The sequence below is a fragment of the Bacillus cereus group sp. BfR-BA-01523 genome, assembly GCF_022662615.1.
Classification (GTDB): Bacteria; Bacillota; Bacilli; order Bacillales; family Bacillaceae_G; genus Bacillus_A; species Bacillus_A mycoides.
Genome location: NZ_JAKUDX010000004.1, coordinates 69066 through 81155, shown reverse-complemented (window position 1 = coordinate 81155; position 12090 = coordinate 69066). Strand labels below are relative to the sequence as shown.

Genomic DNA, 12090 nt, shown 5'->3' with positions numbered 1-12090 from the left:
TTTGAAATAAAGTAATATTGGCATTTAAAAGGAGAGAGTTTACATGATAGAGAGTAAAGTTGTAGATTCTGTACCAACCCTTAATGAGAATAGTTGTCAAATATGGTGGGCAAGAATTTCAGATTTACAATCATGGCATTACAATTTACTAAATGATGTAGAGCGAGAGAAAGCAAATTCATATCATCATTCGGCAGACCGTGCGCGTTTTATAATAGGTTGTGTAATTAGTAGATTAGTACTTGGAAAGGTACTTTCTATGTCGCCAGTTCAAGTGCCAATTGATCGAATGTGCCCAGTATGTAAATTACAACATGGCAGACCACAGTTACCAGAAGGGATGCCGCAAATATCGGTCTCACATTCGGGTGAGTGGGTTGTTGTTGCATTTACTAAATCTGCACCTGTGGGTGTTGATGTTGAGCAAATGAATCCAAATATAGATGTTATGAAAATGGCAGAGGGCGTATTAACAGACATTGAAATAGCACAAGTTATGAAATTACCTGATGAGCAGCGACTAGAAGGATTTTTAACATATTGGACTCGAAAAGAAGCAGTGCTGAAAGCGACAGGTGAAGGACTATTGATTCCACCAGTAGAAATTACAGTATCAGCTCCAAATGACCCTCCAAAATTGTTGATTTTTAAAGATAGACAAGAATTAGCAGAAAATACAATGATGGAAGATGTAAGACCTAGTTTAGATTATATGGCTTCCATTGCAATATTTAGTAAAGAAGTAACTGAAATTACGCAGTTAGACGCGGGATTGCTATTAAATCATCGTTAATTTTTAATAAAATTTCTTATAGAAGAGGTGTTCCTCATGTTAGTAGCGGAAAATAGAAAAACTGAATTAACTTATAATGTACAGGCAATTAAAGATATGTTGTTTTCTAGAAATACGTCATCTATTCTAGCTTTAGAAAAACTTGTAAAAGATACAGTTCAGTTTGATGTACTTGAACAGGAAGCGCTCGATAGACAATACATTCCGAAAGAAGCAAAGAATTTCTTTGATAAAAACGGAACATTTCTTTATCGCGTATCTAATGTTAGTTATAAAGGTAAGGTGTTATCTGAAAATCTAATTTTTGCAGACACTTCGTTTTTACCGGATACAATAAAGAGTGAATTAGAGAGTGGAAATATTCCTGTTGAAAACCTTATAGAAAAGATGGAAGTAAGAAGAAACGTATTATATGAAGGATATCAGCCATCTGGAAATATTATCGAATTGTTTGATGGATGTTCTGTTGCGGCGAATGTTTATCCAACTAGAAAATATCAAATTGTAAGTAACTGCAAATGTGTATTTTATATTTGTGAAGTGTATCATGCAGAGAATATAAAGGAACTGCTTAAATAAGAAATAAACAATAAACAAGAAACCAGCCTATAAAATGGCTGGTTTCTTGTTTATTTAACAGCTTCTTTTAATTCTTTTCCTGCTTTAAATGCTGGAACTTTACCAGCAGCAATCTGAATTTCTTCTCCAGTTTGCGGATTACGCCCTGTACGAGCAGATCTTTCACGCACTTCAAAAGTTCCAAAGCCGATTAGTTGCACTTTATCGCCAGATTGTAATGCATTAGCAATTGTGTCAAATACGGATTGTACAGCTGCAGAAGCATCCTTTTGAGAAATATCAGCTGATTGTGCTACATTTTTAACTAATTCTGTTTTGTTCATGTTTTCACCTCATAAAAAATTTTTTAGAATGAATGTTTTAGTATAATGGTTAGTAAAGATAAAGCTAACTTTGTGATTAGAAAGAATGCTGTATATTTATGTTAATTTCGTTGAAAGAAACTGAATCCCTGCTAATATTTAGGGATTAATTAAGAATTGATGCATACAACAAGCTGTAATATGAGGATGAGGGGGAATATACGGATGATTTTTCGTGAAAAGAATGAGAAAGAAAGTATATTAATTCGTCAACATGATCATGGTTTTTTAGCTGGTGAAATTGCAAGGCATATAATAGAAGATTTTTTTGAAGATAAAATATACTTAAAAGAGACAATTGATGCTATATATGAGCATGATAGAGGATGGATAGAGCTTGATAAAGTACCAATTTTGAATGATACTAAAAATATTCCATATACATTTATGGATTGTCCAAGTTCATTACGCTTTGTTTTTTATACGATTGGTTTGAATGCAATTGAAGAGTCAAATCCATACGGGGCGCTACTTTGTAGTAAGCACTTTTTATCATTTTCATTAAATGAGGAAGATGAAGAGATGATGTCTTTTTATAAAAATGAATTGGAACGACAAAAAAGAATTTTGAAAACGTTAACAAAAGAACAATATGCGATGTTTGATAAACATTATAGATTATTAAAGTTTTGTGATGAACTTTCTTTATATGTATGTATGAATAAACCTGGTGTAAAAAAGAAAGATGAAATTGATTTATTTAAAGAGGGTTTTGAAGGAACAGAAATATTTAATAGTAAGGAGGAGAAACCTATTCAAGCTGAATGGGTGGACGAGGAAACAATTCGGATTACACCGTTTCCATTTCAAACGGAATTTCATACGTATGTAAAATATAAAACTATAAATAAACATGTAGTTGAAGAAAAAGGGATTGCAAAAGCTGATAGAGAATCGGAAATGGAGAAACAAAACATTCGTTTCGTACAATAAGGAGGCGATTTAGATTGAAAGAGTACATGTTAAAACAGTTTGATTACCATGATTGGGCTAATACACGATTATTCAATCGATTAAAAGAGTTACCAAGCTATGAGACAATCTTTAGCGAAAAGATACAGAGTGTATTTCCATCAATTAAGGATACTGTTACGCATATTTATATTACAGATCAAGTGTGGTTACACATATTGCATGGTAAAAGTATGAATGAAGCAATACAAGACCGAGAAAATTTACGAAAACAAATCGAAACTAAATCATTACATGAATTAGAAAAAATGTTTGAAAACATGGCAAATCAATATAAAGAATTTTTAAGTACAATACAAGACGTAAATACTGTATTTGTTATTGAGAACCCATATGCAGGTGCATTAGACACTTCCATTTTAGAGTTAGTGCAACACGTCGTAAATCATGGTACATATCATAGAGGGAATATAACAGCAATGATCCGTCAACTTGGTTATTCATCTACAATGATGGATTTTGTACTTTATTTACATATGATTCAGGAGGGAAAGGAATTGAAATAGAGAAAAAAGGAATGGCTTATTATAAATGAGCCATTCCTTTTTTTAGTGATTAACTTGCCTGTTTTTTATGACTTTCTTTCAATTTCTCTGCTTGTAAAAAGCGATTCGTTTCAGCGACAACAATACCACTTAATCCGATTAGACCAATTAAGTTTGGAATCGCCATAAGTCCATTTGCAATATCGGCAAATGTCCATACGACACCTAGCTTTAAATTAGCACCTATTGCAATCATAATGATAAAGATTGCTTTATAATATCGTACAGCACCTTGTCCGAATAAATAAGCTACACACTTCTCTCCGTAATACGACCAACCTAAAATAGTAGAGTAGGCGAATAATATAATGGCGATACCGAGAATCATACTACCAGCAGTACCGAATACGGATTGGAATGCTAATGTTGTAGCTTCAACACCAGTTTTACCTGATTTCCATGCGCCTGTAGTAATTAATACTAGCCCCGTAATTGTACATACAATAAATGTATCTAGAAAAGTACCAGTCATAGAAACTAAAGCTTGTTTTGCAGGTGAATCTGTTTTGGCAGCAGCCGCAGCAATAGGAGCACTTCCTAAACCAGCCTCGTTAGCAAATACACCACGTGCCATTCCTATTTGAATTGCAGATGCAACTGTTGCTCCGATAAAACCACCAGCAGCTGCAGTACCTTGAAATGCACCAGAAAAAATAAGTGAAAATGCTTCTGGAATTTGATCAAAGTGATAGAAAATAATAATAAGGCCAGCGATTATATAAAAGAATGCTTTAATAGGAACGATATATCCAGTAACTCTACCAATCTTTTTTACACCGCCCAAAATAACGATAGCGATTAAGAATGACATGAGTATACCAGTTAATGCAGGAGGGAAAGAAAAATTGATTCGCATTGCCTCTGCAACTGAATTAGATTGAACCATATTACCGATACCGAAAGAAGCAGCTGTGCCGAATATAGCGAATAAAACAGCCAGCCATTTTTTCCCTAAACCACGTTCTAAATAATACATTGGTCCACCGGAGTATTCACCATTTTCATTACTAACACGGTATTTCACCGCAAGGATTGCTTCGGCATACTTTGTTGCCATTCCAAATAAAGCAGTAATCCACATCCAAAAGATTGCGCCGGGTCCACCGATTGTCACAGCAGTTGCGACACCTGCTATATTTCCCATACCAATCGTTGCAGCCATAGCTGTCATCAGTGCTTGGAAGTGACTAATATCTCCAGAAGATGATGTATCCTCTGATTTTTTAAAAGCTAGTTTGTGTGCGTATATTAGTTTACTAAATTGTAAACCTTTTAAGCGCACTGTGAGAATGATACCAGTTCCAACAAGTAGCAACAAAGTTGGTAACCCCCACACATACTGATTAATTTGTTCTAATACTTTACTTACTGTCTCCATCTGTATTCTCCTTTTTTAGAAAAAATAAAAACCACTTCAAGGAAATGAAATGGTCTCTGGAGAAACAAGGGATAGAAAAATAAACCGATACAAATCGGCATTTTCTTTCGCTTGTCTCTGTCCTTTTACCTGAGAGATTATCCGCTAGATTAGCGGATTTGCTCCTTCGGTGCTCGTTTTCCTCCGCGCTATATTAAGCGAGAGGGAGTCTCTCCAGAGATTCGTCCCCATGCAGTTCTACTTGTAAACAAGACCTGAGAGTTTCAAAGTTGGTTCAGCAACTTTTTGCCCCGTCGGTAGATCAATAGACCTTCTCCTGAATGGTTCATCCGAATTATAAAATTAAAAACTTAAACGCATTGATTGTGTATAGAATCAATAAAAATATTATAGATATAGAATTAGTGAAATGCAATCATTTTTTATTTTGAAATAGTAAATGAGTTAATAGTGAGATGTAATCTAGGATTACATTCCCTTTAAATTCCGAATTATTTGAAATAAAATCAGTTTGGTGGTTTGATAGATTTAGAGTAACTAAAAATGGTTATTTCTGTATGGAGTATAACAGCAGATATAATTTGTTTGCATAATTTTATTATGTAAACAAATTGTTACAAGAGGGAAATGGGTCTTATCATAAGGGGGATTAGAAATGCTATTAAAAACAATATTTTGCAAGGTGGAAGAAGAGAAAAGGGAATTGTTTTCTGATGCGCAAGAAAAATGGCGTGATTTACAGTATTTAGACGGATTCTATGGACAATTTGGTGGGTGGAATGAAGATGAAGCGTGTGTGTATACTTTATGGAAGGATAGAAATGCATATCAATCATTCATGAATGATGCTCATGATACAATTTTTTTAAATAGTAATCAAGAAGGCACATATATTTCCTGTAATATTGAAATGTTTCAAGCGTTGTATGATATAACAGAAACTCCTTTGAAAGACGTAATTGCACAAGGGTCATTTGTAAGAGTTGCAATTTGCGATGTGAAAGAAGAAAAAGAAAAGAATTTTTTACATACGCAAGAAACAATTTGGAATAAAGGAATGGAAAATGCAAAAGGGATATTAGGTGGAGTTGTAGGGAAGTCTTTAAAGAATGAAAATCGTTACATAGTATTAACTTATTGGCAAGATGAAATAGTACATGGACGTTATATGAAAGAAATTTTCCCAGAGTTATATCAGTTGGCAAATGTAAATGAGTATGTTGAAAATATAAATGGAAAGAAAGTTATTCGGAAGGAAGAATGGTCTGTTGCCGCTTCTAAATAAAGTTAGAACTTATTAAAGTAGCTAGTTTCGAAAAAAATGATACAGAACATTAGTTCTTGTATAATTACTTTGTACAAGAATAAGAGGGGAGATATTTAAATGAGTAGAGTTTTAAGATTTGAATTGCAAGTCCCAAACCCTCAAGAAGCTATTCAATTTTATACAAATAGTTTTGGATGGAAGTTTGAAAAAATGCCTGGGCCACATGAATATTGGTTCATAATTACAGGTGAGAGTGATAGACCCGGTATCGATGGTGGATTAATGAAATCCCCTGATGGTGCTACTAGGACGACTAATTCTATTGAAGTATCTTCAGTTGATGAGTACATAAATAAAGTTATTGAAAATGGTGGACAAGTAGTTGTACCTAAAACTGCTATTCCTAATATGGGCTACTTTGCTTATTGTATAGATAATCAAGGGCTTCTTTTTGGAGTATGTGAAGAAAATATTGAAGCGTAAAAAATTAGGGAGTTCGAGATTATTTTGTTTGTTGAACGATGTTTTCTATCAAAGATTATAATTATTGAACACTTTTGTATAAAAACTAGTATTATTTTAGCTGAAGAAGGATCCATTTTGAATATTTTCAAAAGGATTCTTTTTGCTTTTCACATATTGTGAGTTATTTAGGCATTATTAATCAAACTTATATCGGTATATTATCTATGAAAAAAGTAAATAAATGATGTTATATTCAAGGGTTAATCTATTGACTGCTAAACAGTTTGAGGTGAAAAGGAAAAGAGGACCACTTATTTTCTTGTAAACATGTAATTAAGTGAAGACGTCATATACCCTTTCATGTTAATATATTTAAGTTATAATAGGAGGCTTACCCTTTTGTATTGTACGGTAGAAGCAGTGTGAGCTTGAAATTTTTTATGAAAAGGATGTGCCTAACTTGCGTATCAATAAATTTATTAGTGAAGCTGGAAAAGCGTCTCGACGTGGAGCAGATAAGTTAATTAACGAGAGAAAAGTAATTATTAACGGTAAGGTTGCAAAAATTGGTGACCAAGTAAATCCAGGTGATGACGTACGAGTAAATGGAGAGCAACTTCGTATTGCTCGAGACCATGTGTATATCGCTTTAAATAAACCAGTAGGTATTACATGTACAAGTGAAAAAGCCGTAAAAGGTAACATTATCGATTTAGTGAATCATCCTTTACGAATTAATCACATCGGACGTCTCGACAAAGACTCAGACGGTTTAATTTTGTTAACGAATGATGGCGATATCGTTAATGAGATTTTACGTGCTGAAAACAAACATGAGAAAGAATATATCGTTTCAGTAGATAAGCCGATTACACCGGAGTTTTTAGAAAAAATGGCAGCAGGTGTTAAAATTTTAGATACAAAAACACTTCCTTGTGAAGTAACACAGTTATCAAAATATGAGTTTGAAATTATTTTAACACAGGGGCTAAATCGTCAAATTCGTCGTATGTGTGAAGCTCTAGGTTATCAAGTATATACGTTAAAACGTACGAGAATTATGAATATTGAATTGAATAATTTACCGGTTGGACAGTGGAGAGATTTATCGAAAAAAGAGAAAAAACGCCTATTTTCAGACTTAAATTACGAACCACAAGATTGGTAAAAAAGAGAAGGGGAAACCAAAAATGTTTTTGGTTTCTTTTTTTGAATAAAAAATATATTTTTAACACTTGTAAAAATAAAATGAATAGGATATATTAAATAACAATAAATGGATTTTTTATAAAAGCAAAGAAAAGGACACGAGTTATTTTAAACGGTTATACAGAGAAGGAAGAAAAGCTGAGAACTTCCTAACGCAGAAAAATAACTTACCACCTTAGAGCTGCACTGGGGAAATCAAGTATCTAGTGCCGTGTAAACGACGTTACCGTAAAAGAAGCCATTGCATGTTTGCGATGGGAATCTGGGTGGAACCACGGGTAAAAGCACACTCGTCCCTATTTTAGGGATGAGTGTGCTTTTTATTATGAAATGGAGAGATGAAAAATGAAAGAGCAGATGATTGAAATTAAATTTCCAGATGGTAGCGTTAAAGAATTTGTGAAAGGTATTACTTTGGAAGAAATTGCTGGTTTGATTAGTAGTAGTTTAAAAAAGAAAGCAGTCGCAGGAAAAGTTAATGAGCAGTCTTTTGATTTACGACGAAACATTGAAGAAAGTGCGAAAGTAGAAATCATTACTATGGATTCAGATGAAGGGGTAAAAATTGCAAGACACTCTGCGGCACATATATTAGCGCAAGCTGTGAAAAGAATTTATGGTGATGTGAAGCTTGGAGTAGGGCCAGTTATTGAAAATGGATTTTATTATGATATGGATCTTGCAAGTAGTGTAAATGTTGAAGATTTACCGGAAATCGAAAAAGAAATGAAAAATATTATAAATGAAAATGTAAAGATAGAACGAGTTGAAATCTCTCGAGAAGAAGCAAAAAAACTATTTCAAGAAATGAATGATAGTTTGAAATTAGAGCTTTTAGAAGCAATTCCTAATGATGAGAGTGTAACACTTTATAAACAAGGTGAATTTGTAGATTTATGTAGAGGACCACATTTGCCATCTACTGGTTATTTGAAAGCATTTCAATTAACTCATGTTTCTGGTGCATATTGGCGAGGCGATAGTAACAATCAAGTGCTTCAGCGTATATATGGCGTTGCATTTGCTTCACAAAAAGAATTAGAAAATTATTTGCATTTTGTTGAAGAGGCTGCGAAGAGAAATCATCGGAAATTAGGTAGTGAACTTGAATTGTTTATGTTTTCGGAAGAGGCTCCGGGAATGCCCTTTTACTTGCCAAAAGGACAGATTATTCGCAATGAATTAGAAGCATTTTTAAGAGAAATTCAAAATGAGTACAATTATCAAGAAGTGCGTACTCCATTTATGATGAATCAAGAATTATGGGAGAAATCAGGACACTGGGGACATTACAAAGACAATATGTATTTCTCAGAAGTAGATCATAAAAGTTTTGCGTTAAAACCGATGAATTGCCCAGGCCATATGCTTATGTTTAAAAATAAATTACATTCTTATCGTGAGTTACCGATTCGTATGTGTGAGTTCGGTCAAGTGCATCGACATGAATTTAGTGGCGCTTTAAACGGATTATTAAGAGTTCGTACTTTCTGCCAAGATGATGCTCATTTATTTGTAACTCCAGAACAAATTGAAGATGAAATTAAATCAGTAATGGCGCAAATTGATTACGTATATAAAACTTTTGGATTCCAGTATGAAGTAGAGCTTTCTACTCGTCCAGAAGATTCAATGGGTGATGATAAATTGTGGGAGCAAGCAGAAGCGGCATTAGAAAATGTATTACATTCATTGAATTATAAATATAGACTAAATGAAGGTGACGGCGCATTTTATGGACCGAAAATTGATTTCCATATTAAAGATGCTTTAAATAGAAGTCATCAGTGCGGAACAATCCAGCTCGATTTCCAAATGCCAGAGAAATTCGATTTAAATTATATAGATGAGAAGAATGAAAAGAGAAGACCAGTTGTCATTCACAGGGCAGTTTTAGGCTCGTTAGACCGATTCTTAGCGATATTAATTGAGCACTTTGGATGCGCGTTCCCGGCATGGGTAGCACCAGTTCAAGTGAAAGTAATTCCAGTTTCAAATGCAGTGCATGAAAAATATGCAAATAGGATTGCAGACAAATTGGCACAAGCTGGAATTCGGGTTGAACGAGATATGCGAGATGAAAAGTTAGGATATAAAATAAGAGAAGCGCAAATGCAAAAAGTACCGTATGTTCTTGTTGTTGGTGATAAGGAAATGGAAAGCGAATCTATAAATGTACGAAAATATGGGGAAGAGAAGTCGGAAGTTGTTTCGCTGGATATATTTGTGGCAAGTATTGAAGAGGAAATAAAGGATAGAAAATAATAATTGACTAGAAAATACACCATTTTAATGAAGTGAACCCGAATAGTGGTACATGAAAAAAACACCTCCTGAATTCGCATACTAAGTATGTCAATTCAACGGCGGTGTTTTTCATTTGAAGGGAAGAGTACATTACCAGGAAGAAGCAAAGTGGAAAGTGATTGATTTGATATTGAAAGGTCCCCAACATTTTAGACATATCTAAAATGTTGGGGACCGATTTGTTTTCTTGTTAATCACTTATTAAAAGTAAAGCTGTTAACTTGCCTTACAAATTTTCTTCAAAAAGTTTCGGTAAAAATTTGCTGAACTGACTCATTTCTTCTACATTGTGTTTATATAAACCACTTAGGTTAATAAATGGTGATAATCCTTTCGGGAAAATGAATGTAGAAGTTATTACTGTACTGTTCTCAGATTTTTGGATTTGTTGTTATTTGTTGTTTATTCGTCTTGTGTTTATTGTTTATTTGTTGTTTTTATCTATGGAGAAATATGTAATGATGCATATCTAAATAAAGGGGATCGATATGCAGAGTGTGATTAAATTATATTAACTATTTTATATATATTAAAAATGACTCCTTTTAACTAAGTATATCAAGTTGTAACTGCTATAATTACTTAAATGAAATTAAAAAATCATTTTATAAGTATAACATTTCGTTTGTATTAATACTTAATAGTTAAATTATCGAATATAATCGACAAAATTCTACTAGTTACGTATTAAAAATTTAATGTTTTAATAAAGGTGTAAATGGTATGACCACTCAAGGGGAGAGAAGATTGCACTAATAAATGTGCAGTAAAGTTGCAAGTAACATTATGTTAAAGTTAATTTTCTTAATGTTGCGCCACTTCTGAAAAGATCTATAATCTCGAAAGTATAACATTTGAAAAAAAGTGTTTTAAGTTTCTACATAGCAAAAATGATTTTATTCCGTAATAAAAGTATAAGCAATGTACAGTATAAATTCATCTTTTGTAATCTTGTAGGACCCTGTCGACAAAACTAGGAGAGATATTATGAAATTATTATCAAAAAGGTCATGGCAGGGTTAGCAGTAGAAGCAATGAGTCTATCTATCTGGACTCCTGTAAATCCAGCAGCAACTCAAGAGAAAAATAAATATTTTACTTTTCATTGGGCAGTTAATTCAAATATAGGTGATGAAATTTTATTGTTAAATCCGAAAAACTTAATATTAAAATTACCAGAAAGCAACATCCTTACTTTCTATGAGAAGTAAATAATAACGAGGTTTAACACTCTATCCGAAAGATTTCTCCTTCCTAGAGCATGTGACAAAAAGAGCCTAGCGTTAGGTCGTTCAAGATGTATGTATAAGATTGTAAATAGACAATAGTAAAGGGGCGTACGGAATGAAAAATAAAATAATTTCAGGATTTTTTATAACATCAATTGTAACTGGGGCGACTATTCCTATCAATACTCTCGCAATACCAATCGTTCATGCAGAAACTCAACAGGAAAGCATGGATATTTCCTCATCATTACGAAAATTAGGTGCACAATCTAAATTAATCCAAACATATATTGATCAAGGTTTAATGAGCCCTAATGTACAGCTGGCAGAAGTCCCAGCTTTAAATACAAATCAATCCCTAATCAAGCAAGATATGAGGAATGGTCATCAGAACTTTATCCACATTTAATTCTAGTAAATTCAAAAAGTAAAGGGTTTGTAACTAAATTTAATAACTATTACCCAGTATTAAAAGAGTTTGTAGACAATAAAGAAGATAAAGAAGGGTTTTTGGATAGACTTGAGGTTCTTCAAGATATGACTATGACGAACCAAGAAAACGTACAAAGACAGATTAATGAATTAACAGATCTTAAATTATAGCTGGATAAAAAACTTCAAGATCTCGATATGGATGTTACAAAAGCACAGGGTGTACTAAGTTCAGATGGAACAGGGAAAATAGATCAGCTAAAAAATGAATTACAAAATACCCAAAAATCAATGTTACTTATTATGCAAAATGATTTACATACATTTGCATATCAAGTAGATGTAGAACTTGACCTACTAAAGCACTATAAGGAAGATTTGGGTCTAATAAAAAATAGCATTACAAAATTATCTACTAATGTTGATACAACTAACCAGCAGTCTCAAAAAGATACATTAAGACAATTAAAAAATGTAATAAGTTACCTTGAAGAACAGGTCTATAAATTCTAATATTATGTTTTTGGAAATCTAAAAAAATTATAAGAATCT

The 12090-nt window shown here is 33.1% G+C and carries 11 protein-coding genes, 2 pseudogenes, 1 riboswitch and 1 other annotated feature; of the genes and pseudogenes, 10 read left to right on the top strand and 3 right to left on the bottom strand.

Translation table 11 applies throughout. The features are described from left to right. The first annotated feature begins 43 nt into the window (after positions 1–43). A complete protein-coding gene (gene sfp / locus MR066_RS12395) occupies positions 44–793 on the top strand; it encodes a 4'-phosphopantetheinyl transferase Sfp (RefSeq protein ID WP_002031914.1) in 750 nt (249 codons plus the stop codon). Positions 794–829: 36 nt separating this feature from the next. Then, the gene (locus MR066_RS12390; protein WP_002012778.1) at positions 830–1372 is read left to right on the top strand and encodes a hypothetical protein; all 543 of its coding nucleotides are present in this window, start codon (positions 830–832) and stop codon (positions 1370–1372) included. Between the two features lie 50 nt (positions 1373–1422). Here MR066_RS12390 and MR066_RS12385 read toward each other — a convergent pair whose 3' ends face one another. Continuing rightward, positions 1423–1695, bottom strand: coding sequence for an HU family DNA-binding protein (locus MR066_RS12385; RefSeq protein WP_002012780.1), 273 nt, complete (start codon positions 1693–1695; stop codon positions 1423–1425). Positions 1696–1899: 204 nt separating this feature from the next. Here MR066_RS12385 and MR066_RS12380 point away from each other — a divergent pair, with 204 nt between their 5' ends. Both MR066_RS12380 and MR066_RS12375 read left to right on the top strand, forming a co-directional pair. Continuing rightward, entirely contained in the window at positions 1900–2667 is a 768-nt protein-coding gene (locus tag MR066_RS12380) for a DUF3891 family protein (RefSeq protein WP_061674680.1), read from the top strand. A 14-nt stretch (positions 2668–2681) separates the two neighbouring features. Continuing rightward, positions 2682–3212 (top strand): DinB family protein, encoded by a 531-nt coding sequence (locus tag MR066_RS12375; protein ID WP_061674681.1) that lies wholly within the window; start codon positions 2682–2684, stop codon positions 3210–3212. Positions 3213–3261: 49 nt separating this feature from the next. On the opposite strand, the gene MR066_RS12370 is transcribed toward MR066_RS12375, so the two are convergent. Beyond that, entirely contained in the window at positions 3262–4629 is a 1368-nt protein-coding gene (locus tag MR066_RS12370; RefSeq protein ID WP_061674682.1) for an alanine/glycine:cation symporter family protein, read from the bottom strand. A 107-nt stretch (positions 4630–4736) separates the two neighbouring features. Continuing rightward, positions 4737–4856: riboswitch (glycine riboswitch) on the bottom strand. Between the two features lie 428 nt (positions 4857–5284). Here MR066_RS12370 and MR066_RS12365 point away from each other — a divergent pair. From MR066_RS12365 to thrS, 4 genes are all read left to right on the top strand, one after another. Beyond that, positions 5285–5914 (top strand): YdbC family protein, encoded by a 630-nt coding sequence (locus tag MR066_RS12365; protein ID WP_242247377.1) that lies wholly within the window; start codon positions 5285–5287, stop codon positions 5912–5914. A 99-nt stretch (positions 5915–6013) separates the two neighbouring features. Next, positions 6014–6379 (top strand): VOC family protein, encoded by a 366-nt coding sequence (locus tag MR066_RS12360; protein WP_219302219.1) that lies wholly within the window; start codon positions 6014–6016, stop codon positions 6377–6379. A gap of 442 nt (positions 6380–6821) precedes the next feature. After that, complete coding sequence (locus tag MR066_RS12350; protein WP_002141694.1) at positions 6822–7529, top strand: pseudouridine synthase; 708 nt, start codon at positions 6822–6824, stop codon at positions 7527–7529. A gap of 119 nt (positions 7530–7648) precedes the next feature. Continuing rightward, positions 7649–7871 (top strand) — a binding site (T-box leader). A gap of 44 nt (positions 7872–7915) precedes the next feature. Further along, the gene (gene thrS / locus MR066_RS12345; protein ID WP_242247376.1) at positions 7916–9835 is read left to right on the top strand and encodes a threonine--tRNA ligase; all 1920 of its coding nucleotides are present in this window, start codon (positions 7916–7918) and stop codon (positions 9833–9835) included. A 268-nt stretch (positions 9836–10103) separates the two neighbouring features. Here the strand turns inward: thrS and MR066_RS12340 are convergent. Next, positions 10104–10265: pseudogene (locus MR066_RS12340) on the bottom strand (DAPG hydrolase family protein); the annotation flags it as partial. 646 nt (positions 10266–10911) lie between these two features. On the opposite strand from MR066_RS12340, the gene MR066_RS12335 reads away from it, so the two are divergent. Further along, on the top strand, positions 10912–11088 hold the full coding sequence (locus tag MR066_RS12335) for a hypothetical protein (RefSeq protein WP_242247375.1): 177 nt from the start codon (positions 10912–10914) through the stop codon (positions 11086–11088). 133 nt (positions 11089–11221) lie between these two features. Beyond that, positions 11222–12051, top strand: a pseudogene (locus tag MR066_RS12330) (HBL/NHE enterotoxin family protein). Positions 12052–12090 lie beyond the last annotated feature (39 nt).